Origin of the sequence: Bradyrhizobium sp. 142 (assembly GCF_023074015.1) — a bacterium.
Lineage (GTDB): Bacteria > Pseudomonadota > Alphaproteobacteria > Rhizobiales > Xanthobacteraceae > Bradyrhizobium.
On the sequence record NZ_JADPKQ010000144.1, the window covers coordinates 11,059 to 36,282 of the forward strand.

The 25,224-nt window shown below is 64.0% G+C and carries 22 protein-coding genes; 11 read left to right on the forward strand and 11 right to left on the reverse strand.

Features of this window, described 5'->3' with window-relative positions:
- Positions 1-56 precede the first annotated feature (56 nt).
- Positions 57-2,366 carry an NADP-dependent malic enzyme gene (locus IVA82_RS14305; protein ID WP_247386900.1) on the reverse strand — a complete coding sequence of 770 codons (2,310 nt, stop codon included), beginning with the start codon at positions 2,364-2,366 and terminating at the stop codon, positions 57-59.
- Positions 2,367-2,612: 246 nt separating this feature from the next.
- On the opposite strand from IVA82_RS14305, the gene IVA82_RS14310 reads away from it, so the two are divergent.
- Complete coding sequence (locus tag IVA82_RS14310) at positions 2,613-4,586, forward strand: hypothetical protein (protein ID WP_247386901.1); 1,974 nt, start codon at positions 2,613-2,615, stop codon at positions 4,584-4,586.
- 107 nt (positions 4,587-4,693) lie between these two features.
- On the opposite strand, the gene aspS is transcribed toward IVA82_RS14310, so the two are convergent.
- Complete coding sequence (gene aspS / locus IVA82_RS14315) at positions 4,694-6,466, reverse strand: aspartate--tRNA ligase (RefSeq protein WP_247386902.1); 1,773 nt, start codon at positions 6,464-6,466, stop codon at positions 4,694-4,696.
- 208 nt (positions 6,467-6,674) lie between these two features.
- Between aspS and IVA82_RS14320 the strand changes: the two genes are divergently transcribed.
- The 5 genes from IVA82_RS14320 (at position 6,675) to IVA82_RS14340 (ending at position 12,376) form a co-directional block, all read left to right on the forward strand.
- Entirely contained in the window at positions 6,675-8,150 is a 1,476-nt protein-coding gene (locus tag IVA82_RS14320) for a protein adenylyltransferase SelO (protein ID WP_247386903.1), read from the forward strand.
- A 216-nt stretch (positions 8,151-8,366) separates the two neighbouring features.
- A complete protein-coding gene (locus IVA82_RS14325) occupies positions 8,367-9,215 on the forward strand; it encodes a phosphodiesterase (protein ID WP_247386904.1) in 849 nt (282 codons plus the stop codon).
- A 1-nt stretch (position 9,216) separates the two neighbouring features.
- A complete protein-coding gene (locus IVA82_RS14330; RefSeq protein ID WP_247386905.1) occupies positions 9,217-10,167 on the forward strand; it encodes a sugar ABC transporter permease in 951 nt (316 codons plus the stop codon).
- Entirely contained in the window at positions 10,164-11,033 is an 870-nt protein-coding gene (locus IVA82_RS14335; RefSeq protein ID WP_148740927.1) for a carbohydrate ABC transporter permease, read from the forward strand. The genes IVA82_RS14330 and IVA82_RS14335 overlap by 4 nt, the downstream gene beginning before the upstream one ends.
- 11 nt (positions 11,034-11,044) lie before the next feature.
- Positions 11,045-12,376 (forward strand): ABC transporter substrate-binding protein, encoded by a 1,332-nt coding sequence (locus IVA82_RS14340; protein WP_247386906.1) that lies wholly within the window; start codon positions 11,045-11,047, stop codon positions 12,374-12,376.
- Between the two features lie 97 nt (positions 12,377-12,473).
- On the opposite strand, the gene IVA82_RS14345 is transcribed toward IVA82_RS14340, so the two are convergent.
- Positions 12,474-13,463, reverse strand: a complete 990-nt coding sequence (locus IVA82_RS14345; RefSeq protein ID WP_247386907.1) for a zinc-dependent alcohol dehydrogenase family protein — start codon at positions 13,461-13,463, stop codon at positions 12,474-12,476.
- 103 nt (positions 13,464-13,566) lie between these two features.
- Between IVA82_RS14345 and IVA82_RS14350 the strand changes: the two genes are divergently transcribed.
- Entirely contained in the window at positions 13,567-14,466 is a 900-nt protein-coding gene (locus IVA82_RS14350) for a LysR family transcriptional regulator (protein ID WP_247386908.1), read from the forward strand.
- 357 nt (positions 14,467-14,823) lie between these two features.
- Complete coding sequence (gene rnd / locus IVA82_RS14355) at positions 14,824-15,972, forward strand: ribonuclease D (RefSeq protein WP_247386909.1); 1,149 nt, start codon at positions 14,824-14,826, stop codon at positions 15,970-15,972.
- 236 nt (positions 15,973-16,208) lie between these two features.
- On the opposite strand, the gene IVA82_RS14360 is transcribed toward rnd, so the two are convergent.
- From IVA82_RS14360 to IVA82_RS14380, 5 genes are all read right to left on the reverse strand, one after another.
- Positions 16,209-17,591 carry an aspartate aminotransferase family protein gene (locus IVA82_RS14360; RefSeq protein ID WP_247386910.1) on the reverse strand — a complete coding sequence of 461 codons (1,383 nt, stop codon included), beginning with the start codon at positions 17,589-17,591 and terminating at the stop codon, positions 16,209-16,211.
- Positions 17,592-17,750: 159 nt separating this feature from the next.
- On the reverse strand, positions 17,751-17,903 hold the full coding sequence (locus tag IVA82_RS14365) for a hypothetical protein (protein WP_247386926.1): 153 nt from the start codon (positions 17,901-17,903) through the stop codon (positions 17,751-17,753).
- A gap of 52 nt (positions 17,904-17,955) precedes the next feature.
- A complete protein-coding gene (locus IVA82_RS14370; RefSeq protein ID WP_247386911.1) occupies positions 17,956-18,519 on the reverse strand; it encodes an isochorismatase family protein in 564 nt (187 codons plus the stop codon).
- A 25-nt stretch (positions 18,520-18,544) separates the two neighbouring features.
- The gene (locus IVA82_RS14375) at positions 18,545-19,165 is read right to left on the reverse strand and encodes a GNAT family N-acetyltransferase (RefSeq protein ID WP_247386912.1); all 621 of its coding nucleotides are present in this window, start codon (positions 19,163-19,165) and stop codon (positions 18,545-18,547) included.
- Positions 19,152-19,769: a hypothetical protein gene (locus tag IVA82_RS14380; protein ID WP_247386913.1), complete on the reverse strand. Its 618-nt coding sequence runs from the start codon at positions 19,767-19,769 to the stop codon at positions 19,152-19,154. Before IVA82_RS14380 ends, IVA82_RS14375 begins: the two co-directional genes overlap by 14 nt.
- A 71-nt stretch (positions 19,770-19,840) precedes the next feature.
- Here IVA82_RS14380 and IVA82_RS14385 point away from each other — a divergent pair, with 71 nt between their 5' ends.
- Positions 19,841-20,881 (forward strand): LysR family transcriptional regulator, encoded by a 1,041-nt coding sequence (locus tag IVA82_RS14385; protein ID WP_247386914.1) that lies wholly within the window; start codon positions 19,841-19,843, stop codon positions 20,879-20,881.
- Positions 20,882-20,894: 13 nt separating this feature from the next.
- Here the strand turns inward: IVA82_RS14385 and IVA82_RS14390 are convergent, their stop codons facing one another.
- Positions 20,895-22,064, reverse strand: coding sequence for an autotransporter outer membrane beta-barrel domain-containing protein (locus IVA82_RS14390; protein WP_247386915.1), 1,170 nt, complete (start codon positions 22,062-22,064; stop codon positions 20,895-20,897).
- Between the two features lie 377 nt (positions 22,065-22,441).
- Between IVA82_RS14390 and IVA82_RS14395 the strand changes: the two genes are divergently transcribed.
- Positions 22,442-22,648, forward strand: coding sequence for a cold-shock protein (locus IVA82_RS14395; RefSeq protein WP_007591938.1), 207 nt, complete (start codon positions 22,442-22,444; stop codon positions 22,646-22,648).
- A 93-nt stretch (positions 22,649-22,741) separates the two neighbouring features.
- On the opposite strand, the gene purN is transcribed toward IVA82_RS14395, so the two are convergent.
- Together purN and purM are read right to left on the reverse strand one after the other, a co-directional pair.
- Positions 22,742-23,395 (reverse strand): phosphoribosylglycinamide formyltransferase, encoded by a 654-nt coding sequence (gene purN, locus IVA82_RS14400; RefSeq protein WP_247386916.1) that lies wholly within the window; start codon positions 23,393-23,395, stop codon positions 22,742-22,744.
- Positions 23,396-23,398: 3 nt separating this feature from the next.
- Positions 23,399-24,472, reverse strand: a complete 1,074-nt coding sequence (gene purM / locus IVA82_RS14405; protein ID WP_247386917.1) for a phosphoribosylformylglycinamidine cyclo-ligase — start codon at positions 24,470-24,472, stop codon at positions 23,399-23,401.
- 154 nt (positions 24,473-24,626) lie between these two features.
- Between purM and IVA82_RS14410 the strand changes: the two genes are divergently transcribed.
- Entirely contained in the window at positions 24,627-25,169 is a 543-nt protein-coding gene (locus IVA82_RS14410; protein WP_247386918.1) for a CDP-alcohol phosphatidyltransferase family protein, read from the forward strand.
- Positions 25,170-25,224: the final 55 nt, after the last annotated feature.

The following is a 25,224-nucleotide window of genomic DNA, read 5'->3' on the forward strand; positions in this document are numbered from 1 at the left end:
GCCACCTTCTCCCACAAGGGGAGAAGGATTTGCACCACCCGCGCGGCAGCGGCTCGCTACGTAAACAACGTCGGCTGCTGCCGCGCTGCGCGCTCCTGCGCTTCCACCACCGCAACCGCTGTCATGTTGAGGATGCCACGTGCCGTAACGGACGGGGTGAGGATGTGGGCCGGACGCGCGGGGCCGATCAGGATCGGACCGACGGGCAGCGCGTCCGCGAGCGACTTGATCATCTGATAGGCGACGTTGGCCGTGTCGAGGCTCGGCATGAGCAGGATATTGGCCTCGCCCTCGAGCTTGGAGTGCGGCAGCACCATTTTTCGGGCGGCGGCCGAGAGCGCTGTGTCCCCCTGCATCTCGCCGTCGGCCTCGATCTCCGGATGCTTGTCCTTCAACAGCTGAGTCGCCCGGCGCATCTTGCGCGAGGACTCGGTGTCGTAGCTGCCGAAATCCGAATGCGAGACGAAAGCGATCTTCGGCTTGATGTTGAAACGCTGAACGTGGACCGCTGCCAGCGAGGCGATCTCGGCAAGCTCCTCCGCGCTCGGATTGGGGCGCACCTGCGTGTCGGCGATGAAAAAGGCGCCCTTGCTGGTGATCAGCAGTGCCAGCGCGGCGTAGTCGCTGACGCCCGGGAAAAAGCCGATGATCTCGCGGACATGGCGCAGATGGCTCATGTAGCGGCCCTCGACGCCGCAGAGCATGGCGTCCGCTTCCCCGCGCACCACTGCGAGCGCCGCGATCACCGTATTGTTGGTACGCACCACCGTGCGCGCCGCATCCGGCGTCACGCCGCAGCGGCCCGCGACCTCGCCATAGGACTGCACATAGGAGCGATAGCGCGGATCGTCCTCGGGATTGATGAGATCGAAGTCTTTGCCAGCCCGGATCGAGAGACCGAAGCGCTTGATGCGGGCCTCCACCACCGACGGACGGCCGACCAGGATCGGCCGCGCCACGTTCTCCTCCAGCACCACCTGCGTGGCGCGCAGCACGCGCTCGTCCTCGCCTTCGGCGTAGATCACCCGCACCGGCTGGGTCTTGGCCTTGGCGAACATCGGCTTCATGACAAGGCCGGAGCGGAAGGCGAAGCGTTCGAGCAGCGCGGTGTATTCGTCGAAATTGGTAATGGGCCGCGTCGCGACGCCCGACTCCATCGCGGCCTTGGCCACGGCCGGCGCGATGCGTAAAATCAACCGTGGATCAAAGGGGCTCGGGATCAACGAGCCCGGGCCGAACCCTTGCATCTCGCCGGTATCAAAACCCTGCGCCACCGCATCCGACGGCGCCTCGCGTGCAAGCTGGGCAATGGCCTCGACGGCGGCGTGCTTCATCTCCTCGTTGATCGCAGTGGCGCCGACGTCGAGCGCCCCGCGGAAGATAAAGGGAAAGCAGAGGACGTTGTTGACCTGGTTGGGAAAGTCGGAGCGCCCGGTGCAGATCATGGCGTCCGGGCGCGCCTTGCGCGCCTCCTCCGGCATGATCTCCGGCGTCGGGTTCGCGAGCGCCATGATCAAAGGCTTGTCGCCCATCGCCTTCGCCATCTCGGGCTTGAGCACGCCCGGAGCCGAGAGGCCGATGAAGATGTCGGCGCCGCCGATCACGTCGGCAAGCGTGCGCTTGTCGGTCTTCTGCGCATAGACGGCCTTCCAGCGATCCATCGTGGTGTTGCGGCCCTCATGCACGAGGCCGTCGATGTCGCAGACCCAGATGTTCTTGCGCTGTGCGCCCATCGACACCAGGAGGTTCAGGGTTGCGATCGCTGCGGCCCCTGCCCCGGACGCCACGATCTTGACGTCCGACAGCTTCTTGCCGTTCAGCCGCAGACCGTTGGTGATGGCGGCTGCAACGATGATCGCGGTGCCGTGCTGGTCGTCATGGAAGACCGGGATCTTCATGCGTTCCTTCAGCTGCGCCTCGATCTCAAAGCATTCCGGTCCGCGGATGTCCTCGAGATTGATGCCGCCGAAGGTCGGCTCGAGCGCCGCCACCGTCTCGACCACGCGGTCGATGGTGTCGGCCGCGATCTCGATGTCGAACACGTCGATACCGGCGAATTTCTTGAACAGGACCGCCTTGCCTTCCATGACAGGCTTCGACGCGAGCGGACCGATATTGCCGAGGCCGAGCACCGCGGTGCCGTTAGAGACCACCGCGACGAGGTTGGAGCGGATCGTCAATGAGGCAGCTTCCGCCGGGTTCTTGGCGATCTCCATGCAGGCGGCGGCGACACCCGGAGAATAGGCGAGCGCGAGGTCGCGCTGGTTGGCAAGCGGCTTGCTCGCCTGGATCTCGAGCTTTCCAGGGCGCGGCAGACGATGATAGGCCAGCGCCGCCTGGTGAAGATCATCAGAATAAGACGACATGCGGTCCCTCGCCTCGCGTTACCGGCCTCAAATTACGTTGTCCTGACCGGCCTGTCGCGGGTCGCGGTATTCCGGGTCATGGAAACGGGATGAAGCACGGCCGGCGCCCCGGTGGCAACATCCGATTGCGGCCCCATCAACAGGGCGGGCAGTCAAATATTTGAAAACCATAGCTTTCCCTGGACCGCACGGCGTTTCGCGAATATGGCAGGTTGCGCAGTGCAAAACGAGCAACTGGAGCTGGGAATGAAGCGGATACTGATCGGCCTGATCTTACTCGCAGTGCTCGGAGCGGGCGGATGGTTCGGCTTCAATCTCTACGCAAAACATCGCGCCACCGCCGAGGTCGAGGCAGCGTTCGAGCAGATCCGCAAGCAAGGCGGCAAGGCGAGCCACGGCAAGATCGCGTTCGATGTGATCAGCCGGACGCTAACAGTTGAGGACATCGCGGTCACTCCCGGCAGCGAGTCGCAAGCGCAGATCAAGATCGCCGGCATCAAGGCCACGGGCGTCCACTTCCTCGAAGAGACGCGCGTTTCGGCCGACAGCATCGACATCGCGGGGCTCGAACTTGCGCTGGGCGAAATTGGCCCGGCGAAGCTGAAAGGCTCGTACAAGATTCAGCAGATGACCATGCGGGACTATACCGGCCCCATCCGCGCTTTGAACGCGCCGGCAGGCGGTTCACTGATCGACATGTACCGCTATGCACTCGAACAATATGCCAGTGTGACGGCATCTTCTGTCACGGCCCCGACGCTGACCTTCACGTTCGATGGAGGCGGCGGTGCCGCCGGCAGCGGCGAGGTCTCCTATTCCGGGCTGGCGATCCAGAATCTGAAGCGGGGCAAGATCGACGCCATGAAGGCAGACCGCGTCACCTTCACGATCAACGTGCAGTCGGCGGGCAAGGCGGACAAGCTGACCGGCGAAATCTCCGCCATCGCCATCAATGATATCGACGTGACCGCGATCACCGCCGCGCTCGATCCGCAGAAGGCCGACGACGACAGCTATCACCGAGCCTACGGGCAGATCTCGACCGGACCATATGTGGCGACATCGACCCTGGGCATACGGGTGCAGGTCGACGGGATCGCAATCGACGACATTGCGCTCCAGCCGTCGAAATTCCGGCTGGCCGAGGTCCTCGCGGTGCTGCCGGCCACCGATCGCACGTCACTTCCGACGCCGGCGCAATCGCGCGAGATGATGGAGAAACTCGCACGATTCTACGAGGGCATTCGCGTCGGCAGGATCGACATCGGCAATCTGTCGATGACGACCCCGCACGGGACGCCGAAGCTGAAGGCGATCAGCTACCGGCAGGGCGAACTCGCCCTCGAAGGCCTCGATGCGCCCACGCCACAAGGCCAGATCAAGATGAAGCGCTTCGCCCTCAAATCGTTCAGCGTGGCGAACCTGCTGCGTTGGGCGGCAGGCTTCTTCGATCCCGGCCAGCGGCTCTCGCCCGATCAGATGCTAGGCCTGTTTCGGGTGCTCGACGGCGCCGAGATCAAGGGTGTAGTCGCGCCTTTCAAGAACACCAAGAAGCTGGTCACGATCGACACGTTGAGTGTGAACTGGGGGCAAATGGTCGGCTCGATCCCGACCAAGGCGCGTATCGTCGCCAAACTGGTAATGCCAACCGATTCATCCGATCCGAAGCAGCTTCCATTGGTCGCCGGCGGCATCGACACGCTCCCGATCGCCCTTGATCTCGGCGCGGGGTGGACCGAGTCGTCCAACAGCTTCGTGCTGGCGCCGGCGACCCTCGACATCGGAGGGATCGCAACAGCGAAATTGCGCATCGCACTCGACAACGTGCCGCGCGAGGTGTTTTCGTCCGATCCCGCCCAGCTCATGGGCCAGGCGGCCCGGATTGAAGCTGTCGCGCTCGAGTTCTCAGTGCGCGACAATGGTTTCGTCGATTCCGCCGTGACGCAGAATGCACGGGGACGAAACGTGAGCCGTGACGCCGCGCGCCAGACCCTCGTCGACAGCGTCAGGGTGTACCGAGCGGACGTCGCCGCCGCCAATCCGGAGGCGGGCACGGCCGTGGATGCGATCGCAAGCTTTGTCGAGACGCCGGGCCAGACGCTCGTCATCAAGGTCACACCGCGAGCCAACGTGCCGCTGATGCAATTGATGCAGCTCTTCAATGCCGACCCGGAGGGCACGCTGGCGCAGTTCAAGATCGAGGCATCGACGGGGCTGTAAGGCGTATCCCTGCGCAAGGGGTGGCAATTGAACTAGCGAAAATCCCTCCCCGCATCCGCCTTCGCTATTGCTTCGGTGGGACAAGCGCGGGGATAGGCACAAGCCCTTTACTTCTGCGGCAGGTTCACCCGCACATGCAGCTCGCGGAGCTGCTTGGTCGTTGCTTCCGATGGTGCGCCCATCAGCAGGTCCATGGCCTGCTGATTCATCGGGAACAGCGAGATCTCGCGCAAATTGTTGGTCCCGCACAGAAGCATCACGATGCGGTCGACGCCCGCGGCCATGCCGCCGTGTGGCGGCGCGCCGTACTGGAAGGCGCGGTACATGCCGCCGAAACGCTCGACCACTTCCTGCTCGCCATAGCCTGCGATCTCGAACGCCTTCACCATGGCTTCCGGCACATGGTTGCGGATGCCGCCCGAGGCAATCTCGTAGCCGTTACAGGTGATGTCGTACTGGAACGCCTTGATGGTCAGCGGGTCCTGGCCCTTCAACGCATCAAGGCCGCCTTGCGGCATCGAGAACGGGTTGTGCGAGAAGTCGACCTTCTTGTCCTCCTCGTTGTACTCGTACATCGGGAAGTCGACGATCCAGGCGAGCTCGAACCGCTCCTTGTCGGTGAGGTTCAGCTCCTCGCCAACCTTGTTGCGGGCGAGGCCAGAGAACTTCCAAAACTTGTCGGGATCGCCGGCGACGAAGAAGGCGGCATCGCCCTCCTTCACACCGATCTGCGCGCGGATCGCAGCGGTGCGCTCAGGTCCGATGTTGTTCGCAAGCGGACCTGCACCCTCGCCGCCTTCGCGCCACATGATGTAGCCGAGCCCAGGCTGGCCTTCACCTTGCGCCCACGAGTTCATGCGGTCGCAGAAGGCGCGCGAACCGCCGCCAGGCGCCGGGATCGCCCAGACCTGGTTCTTGGGGTCTTCGAGCATGCGCGCGAACACCTTGAAGCCGGAGCCGCGGAAGTGCTCGGAAACGTCCTGCATCTCGATGGGATTGCGCAGGTCCGGCTTGTCGCTGCCGTATTTGCGCAAGGCTTCCGCGAACGGAATCCGGCGCCAGGCCTTCGTGACCGGCTTGCCCTTGGCGAACTCCTCGAACACGCCGGTGATCACCGGCTCCATCGCTGCGAAGACGTCCTCTTGAGTGACAAAACTCATCTCGACGTCGAGCTGGTAGAATTCGCCCGGCAGACGGTCCGCGCGCGGGTCCTCGTCGCGGAAACAGGGCGCGATCTGGAAGTAGCGGTCGAAGCCACTCATCATCAGCAGCTGCTTATACTGCTGCGGCGCCTGCGGCAGCGCATAGAACTTGCCGGGATGGATCCGCGAGGGCACCAGGAAGTCGCGCGCGCCTTCCGGCGAGGACGCGGTCAGGATCGGGGTGTTGAACTCGAAGAAGCCCTGCCCCTTCATGCGGCTGCGCATGGAATCGATGATCGCGACGCGCGTCATGATGTTCTGGTGCAGCTTCTCGCGGCGCAAATCGAGGAAGCGGTACTTCAGGCGGATGTCTTCAGGATATTCCTGGTCGCCGAACACCGGCAGCGGCAGATCGCCGGCAGGTCCCAGCACCTCGATCTCGCTGACATAGACCTCGACCTTGCCGGTCGGCAGATCGTCATTGTCGGTGCCTTCGGGGCGGCGGCGGGCCTTGCCGTCCATCCGCACCACGAATTCCGAGCGCAGTTTCTCCGCCTGCGAGAACGCCGGCGAGTCCGGATCGACCACGCACTGGGTCAGGCCGTAATGGTCGCGCAGGTCGATGAACAGCACGCCGCCATGGTCGCGAACGCGATGGACCCAGCCCGAGAGGCGAACTGTCTCGCCGATATTGCTCTCGCGGAGATCGCCGCATTTATGTGACCGGTAGCGATGCATGGTCGTCCCAAATTCAATGTCGGAGGAGGCGAATCGGACGACTGAGGTGGCCGGTCCGAAGTTGCGGCAGGGTTTAGCCGACGAGGCCCAAAGCGGCAACCCAAGGCGGCAACCAAGGGAACGCCCTGTTTTGGGTCCTAACCGCCCATTTTTGGCCCAACAGGACCCAAGCCTTTGCCATTAGGCATTCCGCGCCTATCTTTAGGCCATGACGGTCCATTTCCCCTTCCAGAACTCCTATTCGGCGCTGCCGGACAGCTTCTTTGCCCGCGTCGCGCCGACCCCGGTGGCGGCCCCCCGGCTCATCAAGCTGAACCGGCCGCTGGCGGTCCAGCTCGGGCTCGAGCCGGACCTTTTGGAGACCCCGGAAGGCGCGGAAATTCTGGCCGGGAAGCGCGTCCCCGCAGGCGCCGACCCCATCGCCATGGCCTATGCCGGCCACCAATTCGGGCAGTTTGTTCCCCAGCTCGGCGACGGAAGGGCGATCCTGCTCGGCGAGGTCATCGACAAGGACGGCGTCCGCCGCGACATCCAGCTCAAGGGAAGCGGCCCTACCCCGTTCTCCCGCCGTGGCGACGGGCGCGCCGCGCTCGGCCCGGTCTTGCGCGAATATATCGTCAGCGAAGCGATGTTTGCGCTGGGCATCCCGACCACGCGCTCGCTCGCCGCCGTCGTCACTGGCGAGCACGTCATCCGCGAGACCGCGCTGCCCGGCGCGGTGCTGACCCGCGTCGCCGCGAGCCACATCCGCGTCGGTACCTTCCAGTTTTTTGCGGTTCGCCGCGACACCGACGCGATCCGCCAGCTCGCCGACCATGTCATCGCTCGCCATTACCCGGAGCTGCTCGGCGTCGAGCGGGCCTATCACGCACTGCTCGCGGGCGTCGTCGCGCGGCAGGCCGATCTCGTCGCGCGCTGGCTGCTGGTCGGCTTCATCCATGGCGTGATGAATACAGACAACTCTTCGATCTCCGGCGAGACCATCGACTACGGCCCCTGCGCCTTCATGGATACCTACAATCCCGCGCAGGTGTTTTCCTCGATCGACGAGATGGGCCGCTACGCCTATGCCAACCAGCCGCGCATCGCGCTGTGGAATCTGACCCGGCTCGCAGAGTGCCTGCTGCCGCTGTTCGGCGAAGAGCAGGAAAAGGCGATCGAGCAGGCGCAAGAGATTCTCGGCGCGTTTCCGGACATTTTCAGCAAGGCCTATCAGGCCGGCCTGCGTCGCAAGATCGGCCTGTTCACCGAACGCGACGGCGACGAGGCGCTGATCCAGGACCTGCTCGACGCGATGGCGAAGAACCAGGCCGATTTTACTCTCACCTTCCGCAGGCTCGGCGCTGCCGCCGGCGATCCGGCTGCGGATGACGCGCGCGCGCAATTCATGGACCCGGCAGCCTTCGATGAATGGGCCAAGCGCTGGCGCGAGCGCACGGCTTTGGAGCCGCAGACCGCAGCCGAGCGGCGGACTGCGATGAACGCCGTCAACCCGATCTTCATCCCGCGCAACCACCGCGTCGAAGCCGTGATCCAGGCAGCCGTCAACAACGACGACTATGCACCGTTCGAGGAATTGGTGAAGGTGCTGGCCAAGCCCTACGCCGACCAGCCGGACTATGCCGCCTACGCCGATCCGCCGCTGCCGGATCAGCGTGTGTTGCAGACGTTCTGCGGGACGTGAACTAGCTTCAGCTGAGGAAAGCGGCACAACGCGAGGTGGATCTCGCGGTGGTAGACTACGCCGTCGCCGCGAGATCGGCCGATCTGCGTCCTGCTGACTAGATGTGGACGCGCTTCGCTCTTGGAACCGCTGTCATCAAACTGAAACACTCGCGCTCTAACGGCCTGTCAGGGCCGTCTTGCCGGAGGCGCCCATCCTCCAACGACAAAGCGCGCCATGCCCTTCAAATTCATCCACCTCACCGACACGCATCTCGCAGGCCCCGGACAAAAGCTCTATGGCCTCGATCCGCGCGCCCGGCTGGATGCGGCGATTGCCGACATCAACAAACATCAAGCCGACGCCGCCTTCGCGGTCGTGACCGGCGACCTCACCCATTGGGGCGAGCCTGCGGCTTATGCCAATTTCGCCGAGGCGATGGCGGCGCTGAAAATTCCCTACATCGCCATGGTCGGCAATCACGACCGCCGCGTTGCCTGCCTCGACGGCCTGAAGGCCGCGCCGCGCGATTCAAGCGGCTTCGTGCAGGGCACGCGCACCACCGAGCACGGCCTGTTCGTCTTCCTCGACACGCTGGACGAGGCCAGCCACGCCGGCGAGATGTGTGCCAAGCGCCTCGGCTGGCTCGCAAGCACGCTCGCCGCCGCGCCGGCGGACATGCCGTTCGTTGTGTTCATGCATCATCCGCCGTTCCCGGTCGGCGTCCATGCCATGGACGAGATCGCGCTGAAGCAGAGCGCCGAGTTCGCCGAGGTGATCGCGCCGTATCGTGCGCGCATCCGTCATCTCTTTTTCGGCCATGTGCACCGGCCGATCTTCGGCAGCTACGGCAAGATCCCCTTCTCCACCCTGCGCGGCACCAACCACCAGGTCTGGTTCGAGCTCGATGCGAGCGCGCCGCACCTGGCGAGCCACGAGCCGCCCGCCTATGGGGTGGTGCTGATCGATCGGGAGAACCTGGTCGTGCACAGCCACGACTTCCTCGACACCAGCCTGCGATTTCCCTTTGCGGCGCCTGAGGGAATGAACGATCGCGACTATGCGCTCAATTTCACGGCGCGGTGAGATGAGCCTCGCCGAACCCACGGCGCTCCCGGTCACGACATCAGTATCGCCGCGGCTCCACATCCTGAAGCGGTTCTCCACCGGCTTCAAAGCCTCGCTGCCGGCCTATCTGCTGCTGCTGCCCTCGCTGTTCTTCCTCGCGCTGTTCACCTATGGCGCGATGGGCCGCGTGCTCGTCGACGCGCTCTACCAGCGCGCTACGCCGAAGGCGCCGGTCCGCTTCGTCGGCCTCGACAACATCGGCGCGGTGCTTGCGGACTCCGCCTTCACCGGCGCGGTCGTCAATAACCTGATCTACGCCGTCGGCACGGCGATCCCGAGCATCGCGCTTGCGCTATTGTTCGCGCTGGCTCTGTCGCGCACCAACGCCGTGACCAGCGCGCTGCGTGCCGCGCTGTTTTTGCCGGTGCTCATCCCGATGGTCGCGGCCTCTGCGCTGTTCCTGTTCATCTTCCTGCCCAATGTCGGGCTGCTCGACTACTACATCGGCCGGCTGCTTCCGGTGCTGCCGAACTGGCTCGGCAATTCCGACATCGCACTTTACGCGATCATGATCATCACAATCTGGAAGAATGCCGGCTACTACATGCTGTTCTTCCTCGCCGGCCTTCAGGCCGTGCCCGAGGACGTGATGGAAGCGGCGCATCTCGATGGCGCCGGGCCGTTCCAGCGGCTGCGCCACATCATCCTGCCGGAGCTTAAGCCGACCTTCCTGTTCGTCACGGTGATCGCCACCCTCAATGCGGTGACGCAGGTCGACCACGTCTTCGTCTTGACCCAGGGCGGCCCATCGAACGCTACCAATCTCGTGCTGTTCTACATCTACCAGCAGGCGGTCGAGCATTACGACATCGGCAAGGCCTCGGCGGCGACGCTGCTGACGCTGGCGGCGCTGATGGGCCTGACCGCGCTCTCCTTCCGCACCATGGCGAACCGTGAGGGCGGGGCATGAGGCTGTTCGACGCACTGTTCAAGGATGCGCCGCTCGCCACCCGCGGCGAGATCACGCCAAAGCTCGGTTTTGCGCTGACCGTGCTGCTCGCGATCGTCTGGCTCATCCCGTTCCTGTGGATGGGCGTGGCGACGCTGCGGCCCGCTTCGGACGGCATCAACACCATGGCCGAGCTGATGCCGAGCCTGAAGCCCACGCTCGACAACATCAGGGATGCCTGGGAGATCGGCGACTTCCCGCGCTACACCCTCAACACCACCATCATCTGCACAGGCATCCTGCTGGTGCAGTTCGTCACGATCACGCTGGCAGGTTTTGCGTTCGCGCGCCTCGCCTTCGCCGGCAAGACGCTGATCTTCTATCTGTTCCTGATGCAGCTCATGCTGGTTCCGGTGCTGCTGATCGTGCCGAATTTGAGCCTGGTGGCGCAACTCGGCCTCTACGACACGCTCGCCGGGGTGATGATGCCCTTTTTCGCCTCTGCCTTCGGCACCTTCCTGATGCGCCAGGCTTTTGAAGCCATCCCCACTGAGCTCGAAGACGCAGCCCTGATCGATGGCGCCAGCCTGTTTCAGCGCATCCGCCACATCTACGTGCCGCTGTCGATGCCGAGCTTCTCGGCCTTCGCCATCATCTCCGTGACCAGCCACTGGAACGACTTCCTGTGGCCGCTGATGGTGATCAATTCGCCGGACAAGCGTCCGCTCACGGTTGGGCTGTCCGTGTTCACCAAGACGGCCGAAGGCACTCAGGCCTGGGGCACCATCGCCGCCGGCACGCTCATGGTGATCGCGCCGCTACTCATCACCTTCCTGATCTTCCAGAAGCGCTTCATCAGCTCTTTCGTCACCTCAGGCATCAAATAGGAGATTCTTCGATGCTGTTTTCCCGCAGGCTCATGCTCGGCCTTGCCATCGCAGGCACTATAGCAGGCGCCCTCGCCTTCCCGGCGCAGGCCGAAGGCCCGACCGAGATCGATTTGTTCTTCCCCGTTCCGGTCGACGGCAAGCTCGCCCGCGACATGGGCACGCTGATCAAGGAGTTCAACGAGACCCATCCCGCGATCAAGGCGATCGCCGTCTACACCGGCTCCTATGACGACACGCTGATCAAGACGCGCGCCTCGATCAAGGCCGGCAAGCCGCCGGCCGCCGTGATCATGTCGGCCAACTTCCTGCTCGACATGCAGATCGAGAACGAGCTGACCAACCTGGATTCCCTGATCGCCGCCGACGGCACCAGCAAGGACCAGTTCCTCGGCCAGTTCTTCCCGGCGCTGCAGGGCAACGCGGTGATCAACCGCTCGGTCTATGGCGTGCCCTTCCACAATTCGACGCCGCTGCTCTACATCAACGCCGATCAGGCCAAGGAAGCCGGCCTCGATCCGAACAGGCCGCCGCAGACCTGGGCGGAGCTCACCGACTGGGCCAAGAAGCTCACAAAGCGCGAGGGCGACAAGGTCACGCGCTGGGGCATCGCCATCCCCTGCGCCTACGACTATTGCGGCTGGATGATGGAAACGCTCACTATGACCAATGGCGGGCGCTACTACAACGAGGAGTTCGGCGGCGAGGTCTATTACGACACGCCCTCGATGCAGGGCGCGCTGACCTGGTGGAACGACCTCATCGCCAAGCACAAGGTGCATCCGCCCGGCGTGACGCCCGGTCCGGCCGTCAGCACCTCCTTCATCTCCGGCAATGCCGCGATGATGATGCTGTCGACGGGCTCGCTGACCTATGTGCGCGACAACGCAAAATTCGCCTACAAGGTCGCCTTCATCCCGCGCAACGTCCGGAACGCCGTGCCGATCGGCGGCGCCTCGCTGATCATTCCGGCTGGCTTGGAGGCTGACAAGCAGAAGGCCGCCTGGACGCTGATCAAGTGGATGACCTCGCCCGAGAAGAGCGCCTGGTGGAGCCGCGCTACCGGCTATTTCGCGCCGAACATGGCCGCCTACAAGACGCCTGATATGGTCGAATTCCTGAGCAAGAACCCCGACGCCAAGACCGCCGTCGAGCAGCTCGACGTCGCCAAGCCGTGGTTCGCGACCTACAAGACCGTGCCGGTGCGCAAGACGCTGGAGGACGAGGTGATGCTGGTCCTGAACGGCAAGAAGCAGCCCAAGGAGGCGCTCGTCGCCGCCCAGAAGGCCGCCGACGAACTGCTCAAGCCGTACAACGCGGAAACGTCGCTGAAGCTGCCCTGAGGCGCAGCGGCATCGGTAAACGAACTTCGGCGCTCCGCGATGCGGGGCGTCGAAATCGTTTCTCGAGAACGCGCGCGCTCAGACCGTCACGACGATCTCAGATCGTTACCACGATCTTGCCGAACTGCGTGTTCGATTCCAGAAAGCGATGCGCCTCGACGATCTCCTCGAATGGAAACGTTCGGGCAATGATCGGCATCAATGTGCCGTCTGACAGCCCATCGAGGATGAACGCCTTCGCCTTCGCGAGCCGAGCGGGATCGCGAACGATCTCGTGCACAAGATAGCCGCGCAGTGTCAGGCTCTTGGTCAGGACATTGAAGAGCGGAAATGGAGTCGGCTCGGGGCTTAGCCCGCCGTACTCGATGAGGACGCCGCCCGGCGCCATGACGGCGGTGAGCGGCTCAAATGCAGGTCCGCCCACCGCGTCGAAGACCACGCGAGGGCCGTTCGAACCGGCGACGTCCGCCAGCCGCGATCGGATGTCTTCTTCGGCCGACGCGACGACGTCAGCGGCACCCGCGTCGCGTAACGCCTGGCGCTTGGCCGAGGTGCGCGTCACCGCAATCGGGACCGCGCCGATCCGGTTCGCGATCTGAATTGCCGCGAGCCCGACACTGCTCGATGCCGCGGTGATGACGACGACCTCCCCTCGCGCGAGGCCTGCAATGTCGACCAGCGCGCCGTACGCCGTGAGATATTGCATCCAGACCGCAGCAGCTGCCTCGAAGCCAAGCCCGGGCGGGTGCTTCACGACGAGTTCGGCCGGAAAGGTGACGAGCTCGCCATAGGCCGGCCATCGCACCATCGAGACGGGCGGCACGATGCTGACGGCATCGCCCGGCGCAAAGCCTGCCATACCATCACCGACCGCCTCGACGATACCAGCGGCCTCAAGGCCAAGCCCTGAGGGAAATGCCGCCGTTTCGATATAGGTGCCCGAGCGCAACAGGGCCTCCGCCCGGTTCAGCCCCAGCGCCTTGACGCGGATCTGCACCTCGCCCCCTCCCGGCGGTGTCACATCGACGGTCTCGATACCCAGCACTTCGGGACCGCCATGCTGATGGAAACGAACGACACGAGGCATGGAAAAACTCCAAAACAAATGAACCGAATGGAGCTATGCCAACGGCACCGCAGCGGATAAATCGCCTAGACGAGCGAACAGTCGAAACTAGGAGTTTCTAATTATGGACCGCCTGACCAGCATGGCCGTGTTCGTCAAGGCCGTCGATCTCGGCTCGTTCGCGGCCGCGGCCGACGCCTTCGAGATGTCAGGACCAATGGTCGGCAAGCATGTGCGTTTCCTCGAAGAGCGCCTCGGCGTCCGCCTCCTCAACCGCACCACCCGGCGTCAAAGCCTGACCGAAGCCGGCCGGGTCTATTACGAGCGCTGCCGGGCCGTGCTCAGCGAAGCCGAAGCGGCCGACGCCGTCGCGGCCGACGCGCTTTCCGAGCCGCGCGGCCGGCTGCGCGTGACCATGCCCGCTCTGCTGGGACGGCACTGCATCGCCCCCTTGTTGATGAAGCTGGCGCGCAAATATCCGCGTCTCGAGCTCGATCTCTCCTTCGGCGATCCGATCGCAAACTTCGTCGAGACCGGCTACGATCTCGCGATCCGAACCGGCGATCTCGATGACCAATCCGGCCTGATCGCGCGGCGCATCGTGCGCCAGCGCATGGTGGTGTGCGGCTCGCGGTCCTACTTGCGCGCCACCGGCAGGCCGAAATCGATCGACGATTTGGCCGAGCACCAGGCAATCATCTACCGCCGCTCCGGGCGCGTGCGGCCGTGGCTATTCCCGCGAGAGGCCCAGCCTCCGCGCGAGGTGACGCCGACCGGAAGGCTCAGGCTCGACGATCTCGAAGCGATCGCGGACGCCGCAACGCAGGGCATGGGCCTCGCCCGGCTGCCTTACTGGCTGATCCGCGAACGCCTGCGCAGCGGTGCGCTCATCAGTCTGTTCGAAGGACAGCCCGAATTCCTCTACGACTGCCACGCGCTCTGGCCCCGTTCGCCCCGGATGCAGCCAAAGGTTCGCGCGGCCGTCGACGTCTTGGCGGCAGCATTGCCGAAGCTCATGACCTAAGGCCGGATGTCATTTGGGCCTCGTTAACCCTCTGTCCACCATCCGGCCGGTCCCACCGCCGGTAACCACGACAATTAACAGACCCTCAACGCGCCCCCGACAAGTCTAACGGTCTTTCGGGGGATTTTGCCGTGGATTTGTTGGTTTTCGAGTTCCTGGGACTGGCGATGGTCGCCATGTGCGTAATCGTGGTGGCGCTTCCCTGCGCCCGAAAACCCTCGCAGCGGGTCCGCTACGAATAGCATTTCGCTGGAAAAGGACGATTTCGGCCCAAATGCAGGGCTCGAATTTGCATCGAGCCCCTTGACATCACAGCGCTTTCGGCAGAACGGCTGATAGACGTGTCAAGGGCCGTTCATGGATTTGATTACCACCACCGCTGACCTGGCGGCTGCCTGCAGCCGGCTGGCCAAGCACCCCGTCATTACCGTCGATACCGAGTTTCTGCGCGAAACCACCTATTACCCGCTGTTGTGCGTGGTGCAGATGGCAAGCGCGGAAGAAGCCATCGTCATCGACACTTTGGCTGCGGGCATCGACCTGAAGCCGTTCTTCGAGCTGATGGCCAATGAGAGCGTGCTCAAAGTGTTCCACGCCGCCCGCCAGGACATCGAGATCATCTGGCACCAGGCGGGCATCATCCCGCATCCGGTGTTCGACACCCAGGTCGCCGCCATGGTGCTCGGCTATGGCGACAGCATCGCCTACGACCAACTCGTCGAGAAGGTCACCGGCCACCGGCCGGACAAGACCCACCGCTTCACCGACTGGTCGCGCCGGCCGCTGACCAAGGAGCAGATGCACTACGCGGTGTCCGACGTCACCCATCTGCGCGACGTGTTCGCCGCGCTCGACGCCGACCTCAAGAAGCGACGGCGCAGCGAATGGGTCTCGATCGAGATGGAGGTCCTGACCTCGCCCAAGACCTACGACTTCCATCCCGAGCGTGCCTGGGAACGGCTGAAGACGCGGGTGCGCAAGCCGAAGGACCTCGCGGTGCTGATGGAGGTCGCGGCCTGGCGCGAGCAGGAGGCGCAGAGCCGCGACGTGCCGCGCGGCCGCGTGCTGCGCGACGAAGCCATCAGCGACATCGCAACCCACGCCCCGAACACGATCGAGAAGCTTGCCCATCTGCGCTCGGTGCCGAAGGGTTTCGAGAAGTCCAAATGGGGCGCGGACATCGTCGCGGCGGTCGAGCGCGGACTGGCACGGGACTTGTCCACGCTGCCAAAGCTGGACAAGCCGCGCAACAATTCCAACGGCGCAGCCATCGTCGAGCTGCTGAAAGTGCTGCTGCGGATGACTGCGGAGAAGCACGCGGTGGCGAGCAAGGTGATCGCGACAGTCGACGATCTCGAGGAGATCGCCGCCGACGACGAGGCCGATGTGCCGGCCCTGCGCGGCTGGCGCCGCGAGCTCTTCGGCGAGGCCGCCCTCAAACTCAAGCGCGGCGGGCTGGCATTGGCGATCGAAAGGGGTCGCGTGATCGGGGTCGAGCGGGCGTAAGGCGCGGCTGACTGCCAACGCGAATACAATGTTGCACGTCATCCCCGCGCAGCGGCAAAGCCGCTGTCGCTGGAGGTGTGTGAGCCATGTAGCGCGCCAAGCGCTGCGTGGCGAACCTCGAAGGATGAACGGCCTCTGTCGCTACCAGTCGGGCCGTCGCCCTTCGAGGCTCGCCCAGCGGCGCATTTGCGCCGCTGACTCACGCCTCAGGGTGACGGTGGAATTGGTCCGCGCATTTACGCCGGGGTCAGCTTGGCCACATCGCCCTTCATATCGTCCAGCACGCCGGCGATCGCGGCGACGAGGTCGTCGACTTGAGCCTTGGTGACGATCAGCGGCGGGCAGATCGCGATGGCATCTAACATGTTGCGCGAGATCACGCCGCGCTCCTGGAGCAGGCGGCTGGCGATGCCGCCGACGGCACCCGGCGTCGCCGCCGCGATCTTGCGCTGCTTGTCGAGGACGAGCTCGATGGCTGCGATCATGCCGACGCCGCGGACCTCGCCTACCAGCGGATGGCTGGCGAGATCGCGCAGTCTGCCTTGCATGTAAGCACCGAGCTCGGCGGCATGCGCGACCAGGCCGCGCTCCTCGATGATCTTGAGGTTCTCCAGCGCAATGGCCGAGCCGACGGGATGGCCGCCCGCGGTGAAGCCGTGGCCGAGCACACCGATTTTGTTGCTCTCGTCCGCGATCGGCTCGAACATGCGGTCGTTCAGAAGGATCGCCGACAGCGGAAAATAGCTCGACGTGATCTGCTTGGAGACGACGATCGCATCGGGCCTGATCCCGTAGGTCTCGCAGCCGAACATCTTGCCGGTGCGGCCGAAGCCGCAGATCACCTCGTCGGCGATCAGCAGAATGTCGTACTTGTTCAAGACCTTCTGGATCTTGTCCCAATAGGTCGCCGGCGGCACGATGACGCCGCCCGCGCCCATCACCGGCTCGCCGAAGAAGGCCGCGATCGTGTCAGGCCCTTCCTTCTGGATCAGCGCGTCGAGCTCCTCGGCCCGCCGAGTCGCGAACGCTTCCTCGCTCTCGCCCGGCGCGCCGTCCTTGTAGAAATGGGGCGAGCCCGTGTGCAGGATGTTCGGCAGCGGCAGGTCGAACGAGCGGTGGTTGTTCGGCAGGCCGGTGAGGCTTGCCGACGCGATGGTGACGCCATGATAGGCGCGCATGCGGCTGATCACCTTCTTGCGCTGCGGCTGGCCGAGCGCATTGGAGCGATAGGCGATCAGCTTCAGGACGGTATCGTTGGCCTCCGAGCCGGAATTGGTGAAGAACACCTTGCTCATCGGAACCGGCGCCAGCGCCACCAGCTTCTCGGCGAGATCGATCGAGGGGCCGTGCGATTTCGCGGAGAACGTATGATAGAACGGCAGCGCCTGCATCTGCCGGTGCGCTGCCTCGACGAGCCGCTTCTCGTTGAAACCGAGCCCGACGCTCCACAGCCCTGCCATCGCCTCGAAATAGCGCTTGCCCGACGCGTCGAACACGTAGGGCCCTTCGCCGCGCTCGATCACCAGCGGACCTGCCTGCTGGTGGGTGCGCGCGTTGGTGTAGGGATGGAGCTGGTAGGCCACATCCCGGGCCTCTTGCGAATTGGGCAGCATGGACATTTGCGGGGATCCTTAAGTCGTCACGTAGCCGGCGTCATCACTTGGCTATTGCGAGAGTGGACAAGTTGCAACGCCAATTCGTCGGCAGCAAACGCCCAGCAGCGTTGCACAAAGCGGCACTCGTGAGGCCAGGACTGAGGTTCAGACTCGGGTTCGGCCTCAGGCTGCGCCGTCGTCATCCTCGCCGTCGGCGGCGTCAGCGGCTTCCCTCACCTCGACCAGTGCCATTGCAAGCAGATAGACAGTCGTGGGCAGGCCGACACGGCGCGCCCTCTCGACTGCGTGCGACAGGTCGGCCGCCAATTCCTTCAACTCTTCTCCCCGCGACAATGTACCACCCTATCCATCCGCCGATCGCGTCCGCCTACACCGCGACGGCGCCGCTGGTCTTGATCAGTTCGGCGCTGGAATGAATTGTAGCAAAATTGCCGATGACATTCACCACTGCCTGCTTGTAGGCGGCCGGATCGCCCGCATTGGGCTGCCGGCACGCCACGGCGTCGCCGACGACTTGGTAGCGATGGCTGCGGTGAAACCCCTCGACCACCGTCGCCAGAATGGTCTCATCCAGGGAAAAGCCCGTCAGCACGCAGCGCGCGTTACGGATATTGGACATGTAGTCCACGAACCGCGGCGAGCTGTAGGCCGACGGCAGCGGGTGCTCGAACGTCATCTCACCCGGCCGCGGCTTCGCCTCGGCAATCCAATCGGTCAGCCTCGATGCCGGATTGAACCACGCCGCCTGCGCGATGCGCTTCAAATGCATGACCGGCCAGAGACGGTCGCGCCACAGCGTCAGCAGCTCCAGGCAACGCGACATGGCGGCGTCGCCGTCGAGGATGACGTGGCGACGCCCCTGGGTCAGATATTCGACCTGGAGATCCGCGCAGACCAGGATTGGCGGATCGTCGTGAACGGAAACCAGCATTATCTTGCGCGCGGCTGCACCAGTTTCAACGACCGGCGAGCGCGACGTCCCTCGACGGTGACGTCACGGCCCGTCCCGCCGAGGCATCGAGCACCCCCGGCCGGTCCCAATCGCCCTCGGGGCGGATGATCACATAGGGATCGCTGTCCAGCGTGATCGCGTCAGGTCCCGGCTCGATCTCCAGCACCATTTCCGTGTAGGAGAAATCGGAGAAGGTGATCTTGCGGTTGTGGCCGAGCGGTTTGGCGCCGAAATGGGCCCAGAAGTCGACCAGTCGGTCCTGGGCCTGGCCGTAAATCTTGCGGAACCCCTTGCGCTTCACGTAATCGACGCTCGCCTGCACCAGCTTGAACGAGACGCGCGAGCGCCGATATTGATGGCGCACCGCGAGCCGCTCCACCTTGGCGAAATCGCCGAAGAAGCGCACCCGCAGGCAGCCCGCAGGCTCGTTGCCGACGAAGCCGATGAAATGCGCGGCCACCATGTCGTTGCCGTCAAACTCCTCGTCGAACGGACAATCCTGCTCTGCGAGATAGACCGCGGAGCGGATGGCGGTGACGAGCATGAGATCGCTGGGATCGCGCGCAATCCTGATGCTGATGGCGCGGGAGTCCGGCTTGGCGAGAGGAATTCTAGTGCCGTGCATCTGCAAAACTCCTTGCTTGGATGATGGAGCCCGGCAAGCGCATCGGCCGCCGGTTCCAGGGCCGTTCGTAACACCAGAGGTCGGGTTGGAAACTCGGCACCGGTTCGAAGCCGGTCGCCCTCATGATGTCGCGTCCGGCCGCGGTCGAAGGCTGCGCATAGCAATCGGCGCTGCGAAACCGCGCCTGGCGCAGATGCGCAGCCGCCTTGCCGAGACCGGCGACGCCGCGCCCGGTCGCCGCGATCGCCCAGATGTAAACAGCGGCAATCTCCTCTGTCGCGGACGCGAGATAGCGGGTCTCGGGCGCGGTCAGGCAGATCTCGTCGAGCAGCAGCGCATCGTGTCCGCGATCGTTCAGAAACAAAAAGGCCATGCCGCCAAGCAGATCGCCCCTCCGACTGAAGGTCAGGATGCTCTGGGGATCGAAGATGAAGTATCTTGCAAGCTCCGCCGTCCCGAGCTGCACCCCCGGCACCAGGCGGCGGGCCATCTCGGAAAGCGCGTCAATTTCGGAAAATGCCGCGCACCTGACATCGATGTCCGGACTGAGCGGCAGCGCGTCGAAATCATGCCTTGCGGCAAACCAGCCTCTTTCCATACCCATGCCGCCCCTCTATCGTTTGACGCTTTCGTGCCCCGCTTTGCCGAGGAGCTTAGCGGTTGGGGATCAGGAGTATGCAGCAACAATTGCACCGGGGTGCTGCGATGATGCAGCACCATGAAGAAACCCTTGGCGCGTCCTGGGACGATTTGAAACTGTTTTTAGCGTGCGCAAAATATAAAAGTTTCCGCAACGCCGCCGAGGAGCTCGGACAGACCAGCACCACCCTGATGCGCCGCATCGACCGGCTCGAAGAAAGCATCGGCTGCAAGCTGTTCCTGCGCGACCAGAGCGGACTGACGCTCAGCGACGAAGGCACGGCGATGATTGCCGACGTCGCGCACATGGAGCGTCACGCCTTCAACGTGTTTCGCCGCGCCTCGCGCTCCTCGAACGATACGGCCGGCACCGTGCGCATCGCGGTGACGGAAGGCCCCGGCAATTTCTGGATCCTGCCGCGGCTGATCGACTTCCAGAAGACCTACCGCAAGATCGCCGTCGATCTGCGCTGCGCCATGGAGCAGGCCGACGTCGCGCGCCTGGAATCAGATATCGCCATCCAGCTCGAGCCGCCCACCAATCCCGATCTTATCGTCGCCAAGCTCGGTCGTCTCCACATCTATCCCTTCGTCTCCAAGGAGTACGAAACCCTCTACGGCGTGCCGGCGACGCTTGCCGAACTGAAGAACCACAGGATCGTGAAGCAGACGGCGCCGCAGGTCGACGACACCGCCTATGCCCGCATCCTCGGACTGACATCGCTCGAAGGCATCGTCGGGATCAAGACCAACTCCTCGGTGGGCGCACTCTATGCGGTCGAGCGCGGCGCCGGCATTGGCTTCCTGCCAACGGTGTCGATCGCGCTCGGCGCCTCGCTCGTTGCGGTCGATCTCGGCGTCAGCCACCACGCCGATCTCTGGCTCACCTATCACAAGGAGTTTCGCGCCTCCGAGCGCCACAAGATCGTGCTCGAGTGGCTGAAGAAGATCTTCGATCCCAAGACCTATCCCTGCTTCCGCGACGAGTTCATCCATCCGGACGCGCTGGTGCCGATGATGACGGCCGCGCGCGATGGCTTTGGCCTGACCGGGTATGTTGCTGCGACGCCGGTGTAAGGAGAGCTTCGCCTCACCACCGGTATTCGAAACCGACCGTGCCCTGATGCGACCTCAGCTCGTTGCGGAACTTGGCGTCGTAATTGACGTAGAGCCGCGCGGTGCTGGTCAGGCTGAGCGAGGCCGAGGCGCCGGCATCCATGCCGTAGCGGCTCTCGCCGATGCCGGGCACCACGATGCTCTCGGTTCCCAGGCTGACCTCGATCGCGCCCAGGTCCTGATAGAAATTGTCGACGAACTTGCCATAGGCTGACAAGTCCAGAATCTTCCGGTCGAAGATGAAGTAACGCCCGATCTCGGCTCCGATCATGACGCGCGCACGAGAGAGCGCAGTCGAGCCGACGTTCAACGGATCAAGTCCGCCAGTCTCCTGGAATGCCGCGCCGGTGGCGCGGACATATTCGAGCGCTCCCTTTGGCACGATCCGCATCTGATCCTTGGTCCAGTAATAGCTGATCTCGGTCAGCGCGCCGTCGATCGACGCACGATAGCCCGCCGTCGCCAGACCAAAGCCGGTGTCCCGGCTGGAACGCACCTTGCCGAAACCGTGCACCACCGCGAAAGCCCAGGTCCACGGCCCCTTGTCTACGGAGCCGTTGAAGCCGAGCTGGGTCAGGTCGAGCGTTGCCGACTGGAGCGCGAGCGGCACGTGGATGTCGGTGCGGCTCTGGTCGATGGAAAAGCCGATGTTGACGCCCGGCGCCAGCCGCGCGCCAAAGCCGGCGACGCCGCCAAAGGTCTTGCGCTTGTCGCCGACGAAATCACCCTGCGCATCGGACCGGACCGAGACGCCGTAGCCCTCGAACCAGGTGCGGTAGCGCGGATCCTCCGTGCTCTCGGACGCGCCGCCACCGCCCGGGTTGGTGCGGAATGCTCGATTGAAGCCGCCCGATGCCTGGTTGCCGAGCCGCTCCAAAAATCCCGAACCGAGATTGAGCGTGGCGTTACCGGCCGACCGGTCGTAATTGGCCGAGGACGAGGTCGGCGTCGGCATCGGGGTCGGGGTCGGTGACGGCGTGGGCGTGGGCGTGGGGGACGGTAACGGACTTTGCGCGAAGCCCGGCGTCGCTGCCGACATCGTCACGGGCAACGCAAAGGCCATCGCGACCGCCGTCGTGATCCGGCGGACGCGGTCCAGCCTGATCGTTGGCCGTGTCCCGGAGGGCTGCGATGGGCAGCACATGACGACAAATCCTGAAGCAAAAGGCGGGGCGCAAAAATGCAACACGCGCTAGCGGCGCGTGCGGCGATTTGTGCTGAACCGGCAGGGAGCGTCAATCGGTTGAAGCCCCCAGGTAACGGCGATTGCCCTCGATTGTGGTTCCGCTGCCACAGGTCGCAAATTGCAGCTCGATGCGGCTACCTGGTCTTGAAATTCGCGTACGGCTTGCTAACGCGCGATTTTCATGTTGCAATATCGGACACAATCGTAATTGGCGCTCGGCTGTGCGTTTCGCGACATTGAGACTCAAGACTCGAACAGACTTCCGGAAGCCCGTTTGTGGCGTGGCACGCGAAAAGCGGCCGCGTCTTTTTTATATCTAGCGGAGGAGACTGAGGATGCCGCAAAAGGGCACCGTCAAATGGTTCAACCCGACCAAGGGCTATGGGTTCATCAAGCCGAACGGCAGCGACAAGGACGTGTTCGTCCACATCTCTGCCGTCGAGCGCGCCGGACTCTCCACCCTTAATGAAAATCAGGTGGTTGAATACGACCTCGTGGAGAACCGCGGCAAAGCGTCCGCGGAAAACCTCAAGGTCTCCTGATTTCTCTCACCTTACACGCGAGAGATCATGACGTTGCCCCCGGCTCTGCCGGGGGTTTTGTTTGTGCGATCCTGCGACACGCACTAGCGCGCCTCAGCTCACCACAGGCGAAATCAAAAAGTTCTCCGACGGCCCGCTTCCCGCGATCTTGCAGACATCGCCCTCGATCCGGACCTTGCCGGTGGCGAGCAGCCGCAGCGCTTCGGGATAGATGCGGTGCTCGACTTCGAGGATGCGCTCCGAGAGCGTATCGGCCGTGTCGTTATCGCTGACCGGTACCGCGCCCTGCATCACGATTGGGCCGGCATCGGTCTCGGGGATGACGAAGTGAACCGTCGCGCCAGACAGCTTGACGCCGGCGCGCAAGGCCTGGCCGTGCGGGTCGAGTCCCGGGAAGGACGGCAACAGCGACGGATGGATGTTAAGCATCCGGCCGTACCAGGATTTGGTGAATTCGGCCGTAAACAGGCGCATGAAGCCGCCCAGGCAAATCAGCTCGATGCCGTGCTGATCGAGCGCGGCTTGCAGCACCGCCTCGAAGGCGGCGCGGTCCTTGCTGAACGGCTTGCTTTCGATCACCAGTGTCTTCACCCCGCTCGTCCTGGCCCTTTCGAGTCCCGGCGCATCGGCCTTGTTCGAGATCACGAGCGCAATCTCCGCTGGGAAATCCGTGGCGGCCGCGCCCTTGATCAGCGCAGCCATGTTGGAGCCCCGGCCCGAAATCAGGATGGCGACGCGGCGCTTCATGGGTTACAGGGCCAGATCGAGGTTGCCGTTATAGACGACGCGATGGTCGCCCTCGGCCGGGACCACCTGGCCAAGCACGGCGACCGTCTCGCCCGCGTCGGCAAAGACCTGCACCACCTGGTCGACCTTATCCGGCTCGACGATTGCGATCATGCCGATACCGCAATTGAAGGTGCGCAGCATTTCGAGTTCAGCGATGCCGGCCTGTGCGGCCAGCCATTTGAACACCGGAAGCACCGGCAGGCGCGACAGATCGATGCCGACGCCGAGGTGCTTTGGCAGCACGCGCGGAATGTTGTCGGTGAAGCCGCCGCCGGTGATGTGGGCGAGGCCCTTGACCGCACCGGTCTCGCGGATGGCGCGCAGGCAGGACCTGACGTAGAGCCGTGTCGGCGTCAGCAGCGCACCGCCGAGCGTCATGACCGGCGCAAACGGGGCCTGTGCGGCGAAGCCGAGGCCGGACCGCTCGACGATCTTTCGCACCAGCGAGAAGCCGTTGGAATGCACGCCCGACGAGGCCAGCCCGATCACGGCGTCGCCCGCGGCGATGTCCCTGCGCGGCAGCAGCGTGCCCCGCTCGGCGGCGCCGACGGCAAAGCCGCCGAGGTCATAATCGCCATCCTTGTAGAGGCCGGGCATTTCGGCAGTCTCGCCGCCGATCAGGGCACAGCCCGATTCCCGGCATCCCTCGGCAACGCCCGCGACGATCGCAGCGGTCGCCTCCGGATCGAGCTTGCCGCAGGCAAAATAATCCAGGAAGAACAGCGGCTCGGCGCCCTGCACCACGAGGTCGTTGACGCTCATGGCGACGAGGTCGATGCCGATGCCGCCATGAAGGCCGGTCTCGATCGCGATCTTGACCTTGGTGCCCACGCCATCGGTCGCGGCGACCAGGATGGGATCCTTGAAACCGGCCGCTTTGAGGTCGAACAGGCCGCCAAAGCCGCCGATCTCGGCGTCGGCACCCGCGCGTGCGGTGGCGCGCACCATCGGCTTGATCAGGTCGACCAGGCGGTTGCCCGCATCGATATCGACGCCTGAATCGGCGTAAGTGAGGCCGTTTTTGCGGTCGGTCATGCCCGATTTCCAGTGGGTTTGCGGCTGGTTACGTCGAATTCCGGGGACACGCAATGGCTCGCATGGCGCGCTGCCCTATACTATGTAGATATCAACCGGTTCGGCCTTCAAACGGGCCGGATTCGAGGTCAGGCCGGGTGCCGGGAAGCGCCGCGTGAGTATTCCGAACATCATTACCCTGGGCCGCATCATGCTGGTCCCGATTATTGTCTGGGCCATCGTGTCGAGCCAAATGGAGGTGGCGTTCGCCGTCTTCCTGATCGCCGGCATAAGCGATGCCGTCGACGGCTTCCTCGCCAAGCGGTTCAACATGACGAGCGAGCTCGGCGCCCTGCTCGACCCGCTTGCGGACAAGGCGCTGTTGGTCTCGATCTACATGGCGCTCGGCATCTGGGGCGCGATTCCGCGCTGGATCGTGATCCTGGTGGTGTCGCGGGACATCATGATCGTGGCGGCCGTGATCGTCTCCTGGCTATTCGACAAGCCGGTCGAGATGAAGCCGTCGAAGGTGTCCAAGCTCAACACTGTGGCCCAGGTGGCCTTCGCGGCGCTGGTATTGGCCGCGCTTGCGTTCGGCTTCAAGGCGCAGCCCTATGATATAATTCTAATGAGCCTCGTCACCGTCTTCACGCTCTCCTCCGTGTCGCTCTATCTCGTTGAGTGGCTGCGGCACATGAGCACCATCGAAGGCAAATGAGCCGGGATAAGCCCCCGCAAAAGGCCAACTCGCGCTCGATACGTCTACTCTTTCA